At 70.9% G+C, this 15,866-nt stretch carries 12 protein-coding genes; 7 read left to right on the top strand and 5 right to left on the bottom strand.

The window, feature by feature from the left end:
- The first annotated feature begins 69 nt into the window (after nt 1-69).
- The 4 genes from cobG to cobJ are packed head-to-tail and all read left to right on the top strand — an operon-like array spanning nt 70 to nt 4,646.
- Nucleotides 70-1,485, top strand: a complete 1,416-nt coding sequence (cobG, locus tag WS62_RS29445; RefSeq protein WP_066578510.1) for a precorrin-3B synthase — start codon at nt 70-72, stop codon at nt 1,483-1,485.
- A complete protein-coding gene (locus tag WS62_RS29440; RefSeq protein WP_066578507.1) occupies nt 1,478-2,104 on the top strand; it encodes a precorrin-8X methylmutase in 627 nt (208 codons plus the stop codon). The genes cobG and WS62_RS29440 overlap by 8 nt, the downstream gene beginning before the upstream one ends.
- Nucleotides 2,101-2,835, top strand: coding sequence for a precorrin-2 C(20)-methyltransferase (locus WS62_RS29435; protein WP_066578504.1), 735 nt, complete (start codon nt 2,101-2,103; stop codon nt 2,833-2,835). The genes WS62_RS29440 and WS62_RS29435 overlap by 4 nt, the downstream gene beginning before the upstream one ends.
- A complete protein-coding gene (gene cobJ, locus WS62_RS29430; RefSeq protein WP_066578502.1) occupies nt 2,832-4,646 on the top strand; it encodes a precorrin-3B C(17)-methyltransferase in 1,815 nt (604 codons plus the stop codon). Before WS62_RS29435 ends, cobJ begins: the two co-directional genes overlap by 4 nt.
- 209 nt (nt 4,647-4,855) lie before the next feature.
- On the opposite strand, the gene WS62_RS37705 is transcribed toward cobJ, so the two are convergent.
- Nucleotides 4,856-4,996 (bottom strand): hypothetical protein, encoded by a 141-nt coding sequence (locus WS62_RS37705; RefSeq protein WP_197422946.1) that lies wholly within the window; start codon nt 4,994-4,996, stop codon nt 4,856-4,858.
- Here WS62_RS37705 and WS62_RS29420 point away from each other — a divergent pair.
- The 3 genes from WS62_RS29420 to WS62_RS29410 all read left to right on the top strand — a co-directional run bounded on the left by WS62_RS29420 (nt 4,983) and on the right by WS62_RS29410 (nt 7,831).
- Nucleotides 4,983-6,344, top strand: coding sequence for a chitinase (locus tag WS62_RS29420; protein WP_066578497.1), 1,362 nt, complete (start codon nt 4,983-4,985; stop codon nt 6,342-6,344). The genes WS62_RS37705 and WS62_RS29420 overlap by 14 nt on opposite strands.
- 521 nt (nt 6,345-6,865) lie before the next feature.
- A complete protein-coding gene (locus tag WS62_RS29415) occupies nt 6,866-7,138 on the top strand; it encodes a hypothetical protein (RefSeq protein WP_066578494.1) in 273 nt (90 codons plus the stop codon).
- Between the two features lie 306 nt (nt 7,139-7,444).
- Nucleotides 7,445-7,831 (top strand): hypothetical protein, encoded by a 387-nt coding sequence (locus tag WS62_RS29410; protein WP_231748445.1) that lies wholly within the window; start codon nt 7,445-7,447, stop codon nt 7,829-7,831.
- A 373-nt stretch (nt 7,832-8,204) separates the two neighbouring features.
- On the opposite strand, the gene WS62_RS29405 is transcribed toward WS62_RS29410, so the two are convergent.
- The 4 genes from WS62_RS29405 to cobN all read right to left on the bottom strand — a co-directional run bounded on the left by WS62_RS29405 (nt 8,205) and on the right by cobN (nt 15,847).
- Entirely contained in the window at nt 8,205-8,891 is a 687-nt protein-coding gene (locus tag WS62_RS29405; protein ID WP_066578491.1) for an alpha/beta hydrolase, read from the bottom strand.
- 383 nt (nt 8,892-9,274) lie between these two features.
- The gene (locus WS62_RS29400; protein WP_066578488.1) at nt 9,275-9,892 is read right to left on the bottom strand and encodes a vWA domain-containing protein; all 618 of its coding nucleotides are present in this window, start codon (nt 9,890-9,892) and stop codon (nt 9,275-9,277) included.
- Between the two features lie 71 nt (nt 9,893-9,963).
- Nucleotides 9,964-11,199 (bottom strand): ATP-binding protein, encoded by a 1,236-nt coding sequence (locus tag WS62_RS29395; protein WP_066578589.1) that lies wholly within the window; start codon nt 11,197-11,199, stop codon nt 9,964-9,966.
- Between the two features lie 631 nt (nt 11,200-11,830).
- Entirely contained in the window at nt 11,831-15,847 is a 4,017-nt protein-coding gene (cobN, locus tag WS62_RS29390; protein ID WP_066578485.1) for a cobaltochelatase subunit CobN, read from the bottom strand.
- Between the last annotated feature and the right edge of the window lie 19 nt (nt 15,848-15,866).

Below are 15,866 nucleotides of genomic sequence, written 5' to 3'. Positions count from 1 at the left end.
CGCCGCTCGTGCGCATTCGCGCGGAACGGCCGGCTCGGGCCGTCGCGCGACGCTTGATCCGGAGCGCCGTTGAATCCTTCCGCCGCCGTTTTTTCATCCGACGCCGCCCGCGCCGCGAGCGCGTGCCCTGGGCTCGTGCGCATCGTCGCCGCGCGCGACGGCGGCCTGTGCCGGATCAAGCTGCCGGGCGGCGCGCTCGCCGCCGCGCAGGCGCGCGCGGTCGCGGCCGCCGCGCGTGCGTTCGGCTCGGGCGTGATCGAAGCGACCAATCGCGCGAACCTGCAATTGCGCGGCGTGACGGCCGGCAGCGAGGCGCACGTCAGCCGCGCCCTGATCGATGCGGGGCTCGGACCGCTGACGGAAGGCTTGCCGGCGGCGTCGCTCGACGCATGCGTCGCCGCGCGCGACGACGTGCGCAACCTGATGCTGAGCCCGACGGCCGGCCGCGATCCGCACGCGCTCGTCGACGGCGCCGCGCTCGCGGCCCGCCTCCTCGACATGCTGCAGACGCAGCCGTGCAGCGCCGCGCTGTCGCCGAAATTCTCCGTGCTGCTCGACGGCGGCGAGCGGCTCGCCGCGCTCGATCATCCGCACGACATCTGGCTGTCCGCGCTGCGCGACGCGCGAGGCGACACGTGGCTCGCGATCGGCCTGGCCGGCTGCCCGCCCGTCGAGGGCGAGCCGGCCGCGCCGCTTGCCGGCGCGCTCGCCGCCGTCGCGCCGGCGCAGGCGGTCGAATGCGTGCGCGCACTCGTGACGAGCTTCGTCGAGCTCGCGCCGGCCGGCGCGACGCGCATGCGCGATCTGCTCGCGGCATGCATGCCCGATGCATTCCTTTCGCATGCCGAAGCGCGACTGCCGTTCGCCCTGCGGCGCGGCGCGGATCTCGCCGACTGGCGGCGCGCGCGCGTCGATGCGGCGCTGCGTTTCGGCATCCAGCCCGAGCGGGACCCGGCGCGCTGCGTCGTCGGCGCGCAGCCGCTGCTCGGCCGGCTCGACGCCGCGACGCTCGAAGCGCTCGCCGCGCTCGCCGATACGCACGGCGACGGCACGCTGCGGATCACGCCGTGGCAAGGCGTGATGCTGCCGGGCGTCGCGCGCGATGCCGCACACGATGCCCTCGCGCGCGTCGCCGCGCTCGGCTTCGTGTGCGACGCGTCGGCGCCGCTCGCGCACGTCGTCGCATGCGCGGGCTCGACGGGCTGCGCGCGTTCGCCCGCCGACACGAAAGCCGACGCGCGCGCGCTCGCCGCGCAGCTTGCCGCGCCCGTCGACGTGCACTTGAGCGGCTGCGCGCGCTCGTGCGCATTGCCGCACGCGGCCGCGCACACGCTCGTCGCGACCGCGGCGGGCCGCTACGACCTCTATCGGCGCGACGGCGCGACGGGCTTCGGCCACGCCGTCGCGCGCCAACTGACGATCGACCAGGCCGCCGCCGCGCTCTCGCGCGACACGCGGCCCATTCAGGATGACATTGATGCTTGACTACCTTCGCGACGGCGACGCGATCTACCGCGAATCGTTCGCGACGATCCGTGCGGAAGCCGATCTGACGAACGTGCCGCCCGACCTCGAAAAACTCGCTGTGCGCGTGATCCACGCGTGCGGGATGGTCGACATCGTTCGTGACCTGCGGTTTTCCGAGGGCGCGGGCGCGGCGGGCTGCGCGGCGCTGAAAGCCGGCGCGCCGATCCTCTGCGATGCACGGATGGTCGCCGAAGGCGTCACGCGCGCGCGGCTGCCCGCCGCGAACCCCGTGCTCTGCACGCTCGGCGAGCCCGGCGTGCCGCAGCTCGCGCGCGAGCTCGGCAATACGCGCTCGGCGGCGGCGCTCGAGCTGTGGCGCCCGCACCTCGCGGGCAGCGTCGTCGCGATCGGCAACGCGCCGACCGCGCTCTTCCATCTGCTCGACATGATCGACGCGGGCGCGCCCCGCCCCGCGCTGATCCTCGGCTTCCCGGTCGGCTTCGTCGGCGCGGCCGAATCGAAGGCGCTCCTCGCGGACGACAGCCGCGGCGTGCCGTTCGTCGCGGTCGCCGGCCGCCGCGGCGGCAGCGCGATGGTCGCCGCCGCCGTCAACGCGCTCGCTTCGGAGGCCGAATGACGCGCAAGACCGGCCGCCTCTACGGGCTCGGCGTCGGGCCGGGCGACCCCGAGCTCCTGACGCTGAAGGCGCTGCGCGTGCTGCAGGCCGCGCCCGTCGTCGCCTACTTCGTCGCGAAGGGCAAGAAAGGCAACGCGTTCAGCATCGTCGAAGCGCATCTGAGCGACGCGCAAACGCACATGCCGCTCGTCTACCCGGTGACGACCGAAGCGCTGCCGCCGCCGCTCTGCTACGAAACCGTGATCGCGGATTTCTACGACACGGCCGCCGAACACGTCGCCGCGCATCTCGACGCGGGCCGCGACGTCGCGGTGATCTGCGAAGGCGATCCGTTCTTCTACGGCTCGTACATGTACCTGCACGACCGGCTCGCGCCGCGCTACGACGCGCAAGTCGTGCCGGGCGTGTGCTCGATGCTGGGCGGCGCGGCGGTGCTCGGCGTGCCGCTCGTCTACCGGAATCAGAGCCTCTCGGTGCTGTCCGGCGTGCTGCCCGAGGACGAGCTGCGCGCGCGCCTCGCGAAGGCCGATGCGGCCGTTGTGATGAAGCTCGGCCGCAACTTCGACAAGGTGCGCCGCGTGCTCGACGAACTCGGGCTCGCGCATCGCGCGCGCTACATCGAGCGCGCGACGATGCAGGCGCAGCGAATCGTGCCGCTCGCGGAAGTCGATCCGATGGCGTCGCCGTATTTCTCGTTGCTCGTCGTGCCGGGGGAAAAATGGCAAGGATGACGACCGCGCCGTCGATCGTGATACTCGGGCGCGGCGCGCTCGAAACCGCGCGCCGAATCCAGGCGCGCTACGACGGCGCGCAGGTGCATGCGCTCGCGGGGCGCGCCGACGCGGATGTTTCGTTCACCGAACTCGGCCCGCATCTGCGCGAGCTGTATGCGCGCGGCGCGCCGATCGTCGCGCTCTTCGCGGCCGGCATCGTGATCCGGTGCGTCGCGCCGTGCCTCGCCGACAAGGGCGCGGAGCCGCCGGTGCTCGCGGTCGCCGAGGACGGCAGCGCGGTCGTGCCGCTGTTGGGCGGGCTCGCGGGCGCGAACGTGCTCGCGCGCGAAATCGCCGACGCGCTCGGCGTCGCGGCCGCGATCACGACGAGCGGCGAGCTGCGCTTCGGCGCATGCGTGCTGAATCCGCCCGAAGGCTACGCGCTCGCCGATCTCGCCGCGGGCAAGCGCTTCGTGTCCGATCTGCTTGCGGGCGAAAGCACGCGAATCGAAGGCAATGCGCAGTGGCTCGACGACGTCGCGCTGCCGCGCGACGCGCACGCGGCGCGCGCGATCCGCGTCACGCCTTACGCGTCGCGCGGCGATGCGCACGCATTGCTGATTCATCCGCGAGGCGTCGTTGTGGCGTTCGGCGATGAAGAGCGCGTCGACGATCGCGCGCGGAATGCTTCGGATCACGATGCAATCGCGAACCGGAACCCGAGCGAAGAGGCGAACGCAGGCGGAAACAGCGCCACGCCGAACCTGCCGCCGCTCGCCGCGCGCATCGCCGCCCGGCTCGCCGCGCACGATCTCGCGCCGCTCGCGCTCGCGGCCGTCGTCGCGCCGGCGCGTCGCATCGCCGATCACGCGCTGACCGAAGCGGCGCGCGCGCTGCGCGTGCCGCTGCGTTTCGTCGATACCGACGCACATGACGCGTCCGGCGTGCTCGACGCCGCCCTCCCCGCCACGCTCGCGCGGCGCGTCGGCACGAAGCACGCGGAGGCGACGCCGCACGATCTCGCGATCGCCGTTTCCGATGCGCCCGTCGATCCCGCAACGCTCGGCGCGACGCGCGGCCGCCTGACGGTGCTCGGCCTCGGCCCCGGCCGCGCCGATCTGATGACGCCCGCCGCGCGCGCGGCGCTCGCCGACGCGACCGACGTCGTCGGCTACGCGACCTACGTGAACATGGCGGGCCCGTTCCGCGCGGACCAAGCGCTGCACGTCTCCGACAATCGCGAAGAATTGCAGCGCGCGCGTCACGCGTTCGAGCTCGCGGCGCAAGGCCGGCGCGTCGCGGTCGTGTCCTCGGGCGATCCCGGCGTGTTCGCGATGGCGGCGGCCGTGCTCGAAGCGCTCGACGGCTCCGACGACGCGCGCTGGGCGGCCGTCGAGCTCGACGTCGTGCCCGGCGTGTCGGCCGCGCTCGCGACGGCCGCCGAAGCCGGCGCGCCGCTCGGCCACGACTTCTGCATGATCTCGCTGTCCGACAACCTGAAGCCGTGGGCGATCATCGAAAAGCGCATCGATCACGCAGCGGCCGCCGATCTCGCGCTCGCGTTCTACAACCCGGTGTCGCGCGCGCGGCCCGTGCAGTTCGACCGCGCGCTCGACGTCGTGCGCAGGCACCGCGCGCCGGACACGATCGTCGTGCTCGGCCGCGACATCGGCCGCCCCGGCGCCGCGCTCGTCACGACGACGCTCGGCGCACTGTCCGCGCAGCAAGTCGACATGCGCACGATGGTGATCGTCGGCTCGTCGACGACGCGCCGCGTCGTTCGCGACGGCGCGCGCGAATGGGTCTACACGCCGCGCTGGTATCGCTGATCTCGAAACGAAACGGGACGAAACGGGACGAAGCGATGCGCGACGTGCAATGCGCCGCGCATCGCGTTTCACTTCGCGCACGCCGGACCGCGCATGAACCGCACGCATCTCGCGCTGCGATCGCATCCTTGCAATCAATGCGCGCGATCATTTCGGATCGCAAATCGAATCACGCGTCGAACCTTGAATCCGAATAATAAAAAGAACGACTAACGATTCCATAATGCGAGCGATTCCTCCATGATGTGCACGCCGAAACGTCGACCGCCCATCGAGCGCGGCGACGCAACGGTGATATGCAGGCCAGCATATCCACCCATCAACATGGAGAGAACAATGAACTTCAGCATGTTGTCCCGCTTCGTCCCGCGTGCGATCGCGGCGGGCTGTCTGTTGGCGGCGGCAGGCGCGTCGCAGGCGGCGGGCGCCTACGCGCCGTACGTCGACGTGACGCTCTATCCGACGCCGCTCGTCGATCGGATCGGCGTGCAGCAAGGCATCCAGCAATTCATGCTCGCGTTCGTCGTGTCGGGCGGCAACCAGTGCGCGCCGTCGTGGGGCGGCGTGCAGCCGATCGGCAACGGCGCGACGGGCGATCTGCTCAACACGATCGCGACGTCGGTGTCGAACTATCGCGCGAAAGGCGGCGACGTCGCGGTGTCGTTCGGCGGCGCGGCCGGGCTGCCGCTGATGCAGGCGTGCTCGAGCGTGGCCGCGCTGAAGGGCGCGTATCAAACCGTGATCGATACGTACGGCCTGACGCATGTCGACTTCGACGTCGAAGGCGCGTCGCAGCAGGATTCGGCGGCCGTCACGCGCAACTTCCAGGCAGTCGCGCAACTGCAGGCCGATTACGCAGCGAAGGGCAAGCCGCTGCACGTGACGCTGACGCTGCCGGCCATGCCGACGGGTCTGGTTCAGGACGGCCTGAACGTGCTGAACGCGGCGCTCGCGAACAACGTGACGCTCGACGCGGTGAACATCATGACGATGGATTACGGCCCCGCCGGCATCGACATGGGCGCGGCCGCGATCAGCGCCGCGCAGGGACTCTATTCGCAGCTCGACACCGCGTACAAGTCGGTCGGCAAGCCGCAGACCGACGCGCAGCTCAAGCAGCTCGTCGGCGTCACGCCGATGATCGGCGTGAACGACGTGCAAGGCGAAACGTTCACGCTCGCGAACGCGCAGAGCGTGCAGACGACGGCCGCGAACAACGACTACGGCTTCGTCGGCATCTGGTCGATCACGCGCGACAAGGCGTGCGACGGCGGCTCGCAGTACGCATCGCCGATCTGCTCGGGCGTCGCGCAGCAGCCGTACGCGTTTTCGTCGATCTTCAAGCAGCTGGGCGGCCATTGGGGCTCGGGCGTGACGCAGGACCCGAACTACGGCGGCGGCTCGGACGGCGGCGGCAAGCCGCAGCCGGGCGCACCGTGGTCGGCGACGCAGGTCTACACGGCAGGCGCGACAGTCACGTACCAGGGCACGACCTATCAGGCGCAATGGTGGACGCAAGGCGACATTCCGGGCCAGTCGTCGGTGTGGAAGCCGGTCGGCGGCAATGCGCCGGCGTGGTCGTCGACGACCGCGTATCCGGCCGGCGCATGCGTGATGTACCAGGGCGCGAAGTACTGCGCGAAATGGTGGACGCAGGGCGACACGCCGAGCGCGGGCGGCGCGTGGGCGAAGTCGTGAAAGTCGTGATGTAGGCCGCGGCGCGCCGCGAGACGGCACGGGTCCGCGCGGGCGAACGCGCGGGCGCGGACCGCCGCCGGATCGCGGCGCTATCGAAGCGCCGCAGCATGGCGCCCGCCACCGTTTCGAGCGGATCGTGCGGGCGCCGCGACTCGCCGCTCGCGCTTCGCGGCCACGAAACGCAAACGCTCCGTTCCCGCGCTCCGTTCCGCATGCGCGGCGTCCATTGGCGACGAAGGTACGCGCGCCCCTTCTCCAACTCCGATGGCCGTCTCCGAATGTGCATCCGTTCCGGGTCTTCGAGCGTCCTGTCCGGAGCCGAATACCGCCCGACAATTCCCGCCGAATCAACTGAGTCCGCAACCATCGTCGCGGTAGCGCCGACGGTCCGACGGCCCGTCGCGCGTCGTTTCGGGCGCACAAACGCCGGCCGGCAAGCGAGCGGAATATGACGATCGGACGATGGGGCAAAGCCGCGCACGCGCAGTATCCTGTGCGCGTCGATCATTTCGGAGCCCGCCATGAAACGCTTGCTGTCGAGCCTTGCCGCGTTGTGCGTCGCGATGTCCGCCGCGCACGCCCAAACCCAAACCTACCATTTCAACGAGGGCGGCACGGCGCCGACGGGCGCGGCCGCGCAGCCTGCTCCCGCCGCGACTTCCGCTGCTGCGGCTCCCGCGCAGGCGCGCACGCACCACGCGAAGCCGCATCGGGCTCACTCGCATCGAACGCATCACCGGAAGCACCACCGCGCGCGCGGCTTGCGGAACGACAGCTTCTACTCGCACCCCTGATCCGGCGGCGACGGCGCGCGCGTTCTTTGTCGCGAGGTTTCGCCGATCTTTCGGCGACTCGCCGGCTCTCCGCGTCGCAAAGCGCGAGCCCCGGCGTGACGCGCCGCATCGCGGCGTGTCGCCGCCGCACGAAGGCGGCTCGATGTCGCTCGCGGGGCAATGCCGCCGGAACTGCCGGCTCGATTGGACAGAGCGCGCTGCCGGGCGCTCCGCTGCGCCCATCGAAGAGGACGGGCCCATTGAACCAAACTGCGACCATCGGATCATATGGACCGCATAAAAAACGCAAGGAGTTTCGATGCGGCCTTGGGCAATCTCGACTTCGCGAGGAAAGCATTCCGCCAGTCCTACGTCGTTCAATACGTCAATTTCTGGCCGTGCGAGTGGAATAACGACCATCAATACATGTCTCGCCTGTTTTCATTCGCCAGCCAGAATCGGATCGGCCTCGGCGGACCGGACATCGTGCCCTGGAAGAAAGGCCAAATGAAAAACGCATGCCCGTTTTTCAACCAGTACAAAGGTAAGCTCGCTTTGGTCGCCATGGCGGTCCAGGAACCGACGTTGACCTATACGAATCCTCGAACCCGTAAACCCTTCACGCGTGACGCGGTCATCGACTACGCGCAGGACTATCTCGGCGCCAATCTCATCTTCTGGAGCACGAAGTCGCCGTGGTTGAAAGAGAAGTGAGCGTCACACGCCGGAAAGACGCCTTGCCGGTCCGGTCATGACGCCGTGTCTCCCGGTCGGCTGCATTCGAGGACGCTTGCGCCAGCGATAAGATCGGCATCTCGCGCGACCGTTCAGTTGGAGACGTGGCGGGCTCTCGACGAATCCCGGCCGCCCTCGGCTCGATCGGATCAAGCCGCCCACGCGACTGACGTCCAGCCCCGACGAATCCGACGCCGCGCCGGTCTCGGCCGGACGGCAGTCGGTCAACCGTGTGGCGACGAAAAGTCCGGTCTTTCGCCTCTTCCGGACGATTCGGGCGAAGACCGCGGTGGCGGTCTCGTCGGACCTCTTCGATCCACACGCGAATCCGCGCCATGCGGAGCCCCTTCCGTTATGCGAGGCGCGCTGCCGCAAACCGCGCCTCCAGCCACCGGCGCAGCGCATCGACTTCCTCCCCGCAGACCGAATGCGGCATCGGATACGCACTCCAGTCGACGGCGCATCCTCGCGCGCGCGCGAAATCGCGGGCGGCCTCGCCGAGCCCGATCGGCAGGATGTCGTCATCGGTGCCGTGCGCGGCGAAAATCGGCGTGCCGCGATTCGCGTCGGCGTGCCGTTCGTCAATGAAGCGCGGCGACGGAATGTAGCCGGACAGCACGATCAGCCCGGCGAGCGCATCCGGATGCGTGAGGCCCGCCGAATAAGCCATCGCGCCGCCCTGGGAGAAGCCCGCGACAAAGATTCGCGACGTCGGAATGCCGCGCCGGTTCTGCTCGTCGATCAGGCGGCGCACGGTCGCGCACGAGGCGTCGATCCCCGCTTCGTCGACCTGCCGGTTCACGCCCTCGAACGACAGGATGTCGTACCACGCGCGCATCACGTAGCCGTTGTTCGCGGTGACCGCGATCTCGGGCGCGTTCGGGAACACGAAGCGCACCGCCGGGCCGCCCGCGATCCGCAGTTCCGGGACGAGCGGCACGAAGTCGTGCGCGTCGGCGCCGAGGCCGTGCATCAGGATCACCGCGAACGCGGGGTTGGGTCCGGTTTCGATTTCGATCGTCGGCTGGTCGTCGAGCATGCGGGTCGGCTCCGAGAGGTTGGATGGGGAAAACGTGTCGATGATCGCATATCGCGGAGACGGTCGATCGCTCGCTCGCCGAGGCGGTCGATCGCCCGCGCCCGGCATCGGGCGTTGCGTCGATGCCGAGCGGGCCGTCGGTCGACGATGCCACGACGGACATTTGACGTTGCGGAAACAACACGCGGTGCAGGATCGGCGTGCGTATGCGTTCCGCATGTTCCGCAGTCAGGCCAGGCCCTGTCGTGCCACACCATGGCCGCCGTTGCCGCTCGGCGTCGCTTGATATCGCTTGATATCGTTCGATGTCGCCAGCACGCCGCGGTTTCCGATCGTCCGCGAAGGCCGCACGTGCGCGCCATCGCCGAGCCGGCGCGCATCCGTCACGCGCGCGCGAGGTCGTCCGGCGCGACGCGCGCCGCGCCCCATGCATGCGCGAGACGCTCGCAGCGGCCGAGCCTGATGGGCGCATCGTCGAAATCGACGACGACGATTCGATCGACGTGCGCGGGCCGCGCCGGTGCCTCGTTCGTTCGCCCGTCCGACAGCACCCACAACCAGCGCTGCTGCCGCGGACGCCGACGCGCGGCGCGCGCGAGCAGCCGCGCCGCGGCGTCGATTCCCTGCGCGAGCGGCGTGCCGCCGCCTCCGCCGACGGGCGCGAGCCAGCGCTCGTTCCACCAGCGCGGCACGGCTGGACCGAAGCGCACGTCGGCCGAGCCGCCGCCGAAGCAGACGAGCGCCGCATCGGCGCGCTCGCGCGCGATGCGATCGAAGAGCGCGACGACGAGCCCCTTCGCGCGCGCGAGCCGCCCTGCCGTCAGCATCGACGCCGAGCAGTCGAGCACGAAGCAATGCAGCGCGCCGGGCGCACCGGTCTGCGGCCGGTAGCGCAGATGATCGGCGCGCAGTGCGCCGCCGCGCTTCGCCGCGAGCGTCGCGCGCCAAGCGACGCGCGTGCCGGGGCGGCCCCGCGCGTCGCTCGCGTCGTCCGTGCGCATGCCTGCTTCGAGCCATCGAAGTCCGCTGTCCGGCGCGTTCGCGGCGGCAGCGGCGGCATCGGTCCGATGGCTCAGCGTTTTTTTAGCGGCAGCGGAATCACGCCTTTGACGGGCGTCATGCCGGCAGGCTCGGGCGGCAGATAGCCCCAGTCGCTGTCGTCATCGGCCGATGGGCGTCGGATGCCGTCGTTCGGCGTGCTGCGGTTGCCGGCCGCACCGTTCGCACCGTTCGCACCGTCGGGCGACGCGGGCGATCGCGCGCGCGCGGGCCCGGCAGCGCCTGTGTGCCGCGTGTCGCCAGCCGCGGGCGGCGGCGCGTCCCGATGCGCCGGATCGGTCGCGGCATCGCCCGCGGAATTGTCCGTCGGCGCGCGTCGCTCGGGCCCGGCGTCCGCCGACGCCTCGGGCCGCGTGCGCCGATGGCGCAGCACGTCGGCGGCGACGCGCTCGACGTGCGCCGCATCGACGATCGTCGCCCCTTCGAGCGCCGCCAGCGCCCGCGCCGCGCGCAGCATCACGAGGTCGCCGCGCAAGCCGTCGACTTGCGCGTCGATGCAAAGCGCGGAGACGCGCGCGTGTGCGGCGTCGTCGAACGCGAGCGCCGGCAGCGCGGCGCGCGCCGCGCGAATTTGCGCGACGAGCGCCGCCTGCGCGTCGCGGTACTGCGCACGGAACGCATGCGGGTCGAGATCGAACGCGAGCCGCGCCTTGACGATCCGCTGCCGCGTCGCCGCGTCGTAGCAGTTTTCGAGCGCGACCATCAGCCCGAAGCGGTCGAGCAGTTGCGGCCGCAGTTCGCCCTCCTCCGGATTCATCGTGCCGACGAGCGCGAAGCGCGCCGCGTGACTGTGCGAGATGCCGTCGCGCTCGACGGTGTTGACGCCGCTTGCGGCCGCGTCGAGCAGCGCGTCGACGAGCGCGTCCGGCAGCAGGTTGATCTCGTCGACGTACAGCACGCCGAGATGCGCGCGCGCGATGAGGCCGGGCGAGAAGCGCACGGCGTTGTCGGCGAGCGCGCTCGCGAGATCGAGCGAGCCCGTCACCTGCTCGTCGGTCGCCGACAGCGGCAGCGTGACGAAGCGCCCTTCGGGCAGCAGTTCGGCGAGCGCGCGCGCGGCCGTCGACTTCGCGGTGCCGCGCGGGCCGCTGACGAGCACGCCGCCCAGGCCCGGATCGACGGCGATGAGCAGCAGCGCGCGTTGCAGCGCGTCCTGGCCGATCAGCGCGGCAAACGGATACGCGGCCGGCAGCGCGCGGGCGTCGGATGCGGCGCTGCTCGGCGTGTGCGCTTCGTTCGTTTTGTTCACGTGGCTTCCGGTGGGGGTGAAAGTGGCATCGCTTGCGTCATGTGCGGCGTTCGGTTCGGCTGCGCGGTTCGCGCCGCCTGTGCCGCCGGCGCCGTTCTCGCCCGACGGCGATTGCGCCGCGCCCGCGAACGTCGTGCCATTGGCGATGTCGATGTCGATGCCGTTCGGATCGTTCGGATCGTTCGGATCGTTCGGATCGTTCGGATCGTTCGGATCGTTCGGATCGTTCGGATCGTTCGGATCGTTCGGATCGTTCGGATCGTTCGGATCGTTCGGATCGTTCGGATCGTTCGAATCGTTCGAATCGTTCGAATCGTTCGAATCGTTCGAATCGTTCGGATCGTTCGGATCGTTCGGATCGTTCGGGTCCTTCCCGATGAGCGCCGATTGCGCCGCGCATCCGGTACCCTTCGAGCCGTCCGCGCCATTCAGGCCAGCGCCGCCGATCGTTTTTCGTTCGCTCATCGCCATCCTCCTGATGCGCACCCGACGGCCGCCGCATTCCGCCCGCGCGTCGCGCCATGCGCAACGCCTGCTTCGCCCGGACCGCGCATCGATTGCGTCGCGCTCGCGGCATCATGCAATCCGTCCATCCGGCGCGCGGCACGCGCTGCTTTCATCGCCCGATCGCTCATCGCCGCGCCCCTTCCAGATGCTGTTCGCTCGCGAGCAGATAGCCTTCGATCGCGTCGCGGTGCGCGCCCGGCTCCTGCCACAAGCCGCGCTGCATCGCCTCGACGAGCCGCTCGCAGATCCCGTGCAGCGCGTGCGGATTGTGCCGTTCGAGGAACGCGCGGGTGTCGGGGTCGTGCAGGTACGCGTCGGCGACGAGCGCATATTGGTGATCGGCGATCACGCGCGCGGTCGCGTCGTAGCCGTACAGATAGTCGACGGTCGCCGCGATCTCCGCCGCGCCCTTGTAGCCGTGCCGCTTCACGCCGTCGATCCATTTCGGATTGACGACCCGCGAGCGGATCACGCGCGCGATCTCCTCGCGCAGCGTGTTCATCCGCGGCGCGGCCGGGTTGCTGTGGTCGCCGTGATAGAGGCTCGGCTGCCGGCCCGACGCATGGCGGACCGCGGCCGCCATCCCGCCGTGGAACTGGTAGTAGTCGTTCGAATCGAGGATGTCGTGCTCGCGGTTGTCCTGGTTCTGCACGACGGCGTCGATCGTCGCGAGGCGTGCGCCGAACGCGTCGTGCGCGGCTTCGCCCGCGCTGTTCTGCGCGTACGCGTAGCCGCCCCAGGTCCGGTATGCATGCGCGAGATCGGCGTCGGTCTGCCACTGGCGGCCGTCGATCAGCGCCTGCAGCCCCGCGCCGTAGCCGCCCGGCCGTGCGCCGAACACGCGCCAGCCCGCGCGCCGGCGCGCTTCGCCGGCGGGCACGCCGCGCGCGACGAGCGCGTCCGTCTCGCGCCGCACGCGCGCGCGCACGGGGTTCAGGTGCTCGGGCTCGTCGAGCTCGGCGACCGCCTGCACCGCCGCGTCGAACAGATGCATCACGTTCGCGAACGCGTCGCGGAAGAAGCCCGACACGCGCAGCGTCACGTCGATCCGCGGCCGGTCGAAGATCTCGATCGGCAGGATCTCGAAATCGGTCACGCGGTGGCTGCCGGGCGCCCATTTCGGCCGCACGCCGAGGAGCGCGAGCGCTTGCGCGATGTCGTCGCCGCCCGTGCGCATCGTCGCCGTCCCCCAGACCGACAGGCCAATCGCGCGCGGGTAGTCGCCGTGCTCCTGCAGATGGCGCTCGATCAACTGCTGCGCCGATTTGAGGCCGATCGTCCACGCGGCCTGCGTCGGCACCGCGCGCGTGTCGACCGAATAGAAGTTGCGGCCCGTCGGCAGTACGTCCGGCCGGCCGCGCGACGGCGAGCCGCTCGGCCCCGGCGGCACGAAGCGGCCTTCGAGGCCGCGCCGCAGCTGGCGCAGCTCTTCGTCGCCGCTCGCGTCGAGGCGCGGCAGCACGTCGCGCGCGATGCGCTCGAGCACCGCGAGCGCGTGCGGCCAGTGGGCGGCGACGGATGCGGGATCGACGCAGTCCGATGCGTTCGGCCGCGACGCATCCTTTGGCGTCTCCGCCTCGCGTGCCGTGTCGCGTGGGACACACGCGGCACACGCGATGCTTCCGGTGAAACCGTCATGTGCCGCGTGTGCGGACGGCCACGGCTCGGCGCGCGATTCGACGCTTGTCGGCGCTTCGCCGTCCGCCGCCGTCGTGCGCGCCACCGCGTGATCGGGCAATGCGCCGTCGCCGCCCTCCCCGCACACCCGCTCGATCAACCGGCCCGCGAGCAGCTCGAGCCGCTCGCGCGTGTCGCCCGCATGCCGCCACGGCTCGTCGCTGACCGCGCAGAGCGCGTCGGGCCGTGGCCCCGTCCACGGCGCGGCCCAGTCGGACGCGAGCGGATCGAAATCGTCGCCGAGCGCGAGATCGCGCGCGAGCGCGCCGATCAGCCCCGCGTGCCCGCCGCGTCCGTCGCCCGCCGGAAAGCGCGCGAGCGCGACGAGCGTGTCGCGCCGCTGCCGGCCGCGCGGCGAGCTGCCGAACGTGTGCAGCCCGTCGCGGATCTGCGCCTCCTTCAGCTCGCAGAGCCACGCGTCGACGCGCGTGAGCAGCGCATCCTCGGCGTCGCGGCCGTCGGGCCGCGCGATGCTCAGCTCCTCGTGCAGCCGGTGCTCGACGATCGTCGCGAGGATCGTCTCGCGCAGCACCTTCGCACGCCGCGCGTCGACCATCAGCGCGTCGTAGTATTCGTCGACCTGCCGTTCGAGGTCCTGCAACGGCCCGTAATTCTCGGCGCGCGTGAGGGGCGGCATCAGGTGATCGACGATCACCGCCTGCGCACGCCGCTTCGCCTGGCTGCCCTCGCCCGGATCGTTGACGATGAACGGATACAGGTGCGGCATCGGCCCGAGGATCAGGTCCGGCCAGCACGCGTCCGACAGCGCGACGCTCTTGCCCGGCAGCCATTCGAGATTGCCGTGCTTGCCGACGTGGACGATCGCGTCGATGCCGAATGCGTCGCGCAGCCAGAAGTAGAACGCGAGATACGCGTGCGGCGGCACGAGATAGGCGTCGTGATAGTTCGCGTAGTCGTCGCCGCCGCGCGAGCGCGACGGCTGCACGCCGACGAACACGTGGCCCGCACGCCAGCCGGCGATCGTAAAGCGCCGCTGCCGCAGCGTCGGGTCCGCTTCGGGCGGCCCCCAGCGCTCGTTCAGCGCGCTGCGCACCGCGTCCGGCAATCGCGCGAAGCGGCGCAGATAATCGTCGAGCGGATAGCTCTGGAACGCCGGACGCAGCGCGCGCGTCGACGGATCGTTCGTCACGCCTTCGGTGATCCTCGCGAGCAGCGCGTCGCCGTCTTCGGGCAGCGTGGCCACGCGATAGCCTGCGTCGCGCAGCATCGCGAGCACCGCGAGCGCCGACGCCGGCGTATCGAGCCCGACGCCGTTGCCGATCCGCCCTTCGCTCGCCGGGTAGTTCGCGAGCACGAGCGCGACGCGCTTCTCGGCATTGTCGAGCGTGCGCAGCCGGCACCAGCGGCGGCTCAGCTCGGCGACGAATGCGATCCGCTCGTCGTCCGGCTGGTAGCGGACGACGTCGACCTCCGTGTGCGGGCAGCGGTACGCGAGCCCCTTGAAGCTCACCGCGCGCGTGACGATCCGGCCGTCGACTTCCGGCAGCGCGACGTGCATCGCGATGTCGCGCGCGTTGAGGCCGTGCGGATCGGCGAGCCAAGCGTCGCGGTTGCCGCCCGACAGGATCACCTGCAGCACCGGCGCGTCGCCCGCGAGCACCTCCGGCTCGGAAGCGCCCGGCGCGCCCGCGGCGAACGCAGTCGTGTTCAGCACGAGGGCGACATTCGCATCGGCGCACAGCGTGTCGACGACCGCGCGGCTCATCGCGTCCTTGAGCGACGTCACCGCGATCGGCAGCGCATTGAGCCCGACGCGCGCGAGCGCGTCGGCGAGCGCGTCGAACACCGCGGTGTTCGCGGCCTGCCAGTGCGCCTTGTAGAACAGGATCGCGACGACGCTCGCGTTCTCGCGCCAGCGGGCGCGCCAGTCGTCGAGACTCGGGCTCGCCTGCGCCGGATGATAGAGCGCGGCGGCGGGCAGCGGACGCGGCGGCTCGGGCTCGTCGCCGACGCCGAGCGCGTGATGCGCGATGCTGCGCAGCAGCCCCTCGGCGTTCGCGGGCCCGCCCTCGCGCAGATAGCGCCACCAAAGCCGGCACAGCTCGGGCGCGACGGTGCTCTTCGCGATCAGGTTCGGATCTTCCTGCAAGTCGCCCGAGAACATCGCGAGCCTTTGGCCCGCGCGATGCGCGAGCGCGATCGCCTGCTCGATCCCGTACGGCCAGTACGCCTCGCCGCCGAGATGGTCGATCACGACGACGCGCGCGTGGCGCAGCACGTCGTCGACGTAGAAATCGACCGACGCCGGCTGCCGCAGGAACGTCACGTTCGCGAGCCGCACGCTCGGGAAGCCGTCGCCCAACGTCGGCACGACGCTCGCGAGCAGCGACAGCGTCGTGTCGGCCGAACTCAGGATGACGATGTCGGCCGGACGCTGGTCGATGCGGACGACGCCCGCCGTATCGTCGACGAAGCCGCCCGGCGTCGTGCGCAACAGATGCATCGCTCTATGCCGCCTTTCG

This window comes from Burkholderia sp. ABCPW 14 (assembly GCF_001523835.1).
GTDB lineage: Bacteria > Pseudomonadota > Gammaproteobacteria > Burkholderiales > Burkholderiaceae > Burkholderia > Burkholderia mayonis.
This window is presented reverse-complemented; position numbering and strand designations above follow the sequence as displayed.

What these genes read in the sequence shown, in the direction of transcription:
- WS62_RS29435 (WP_066578504.1), top strand. Translation starts at nt 2,101, where the DNA reads ATGACGCGCAAGACCGGCCGCCTCTACGGGCTCGGCGTCGGGCCGGGC.
- WS62_RS29440 (WP_066578507.1), top strand. Translation starts at nt 1,478, where the DNA reads ATGCTTGACTACCTTCGCGACGGCGACGCGATCTACCGCGAATCGTTC.
- WS62_RS29420 (WP_066578497.1), top strand. Translation starts at nt 4,983, where the DNA reads ATGAACTTCAGCATGTTGTCCCGCTTCGTCCCGCGTGCGATCGCGGCG.
- WS62_RS29415 (WP_066578494.1), top strand. Translation starts at nt 6,866, where the DNA reads ATGAAACGCTTGCTGTCGAGCCTTGCCGCGTTGTGCGTCGCGATGTCC.
- cobJ (WP_066578502.1), top strand. Translation starts at nt 2,832, where the DNA reads ATGACGACCGCGCCGTCGATCGTGATACTCGGGCGCGGCGCGCTCGAA.
- WS62_RS29400 (WP_066578488.1), bottom strand. Translation starts at nt 9,892, where the DNA reads ATGCGCACGGACGACGCGAGCGACGCGCGGGGCCGCCCCGGCACGCGC.
- cobN (WP_066578485.1), bottom strand. Translation starts at nt 15,847, where the DNA reads ATGCATCTGTTGCGCACGACGCCGGGCGGCTTCGTCGACGATACGGCG.
- WS62_RS29405 (WP_066578491.1), bottom strand. Translation starts at nt 8,891, where the DNA reads ATGCTCGACGACCAGCCGACGATCGAAATCGAAACCGGACCCAACCCC.
- WS62_RS37705 (WP_197422946.1), bottom strand. Translation starts at nt 4,996, where the DNA reads ATGCTGAAGTTCATTGTTCTCTCCATGTTGATGGGTGGATATGCTGGC.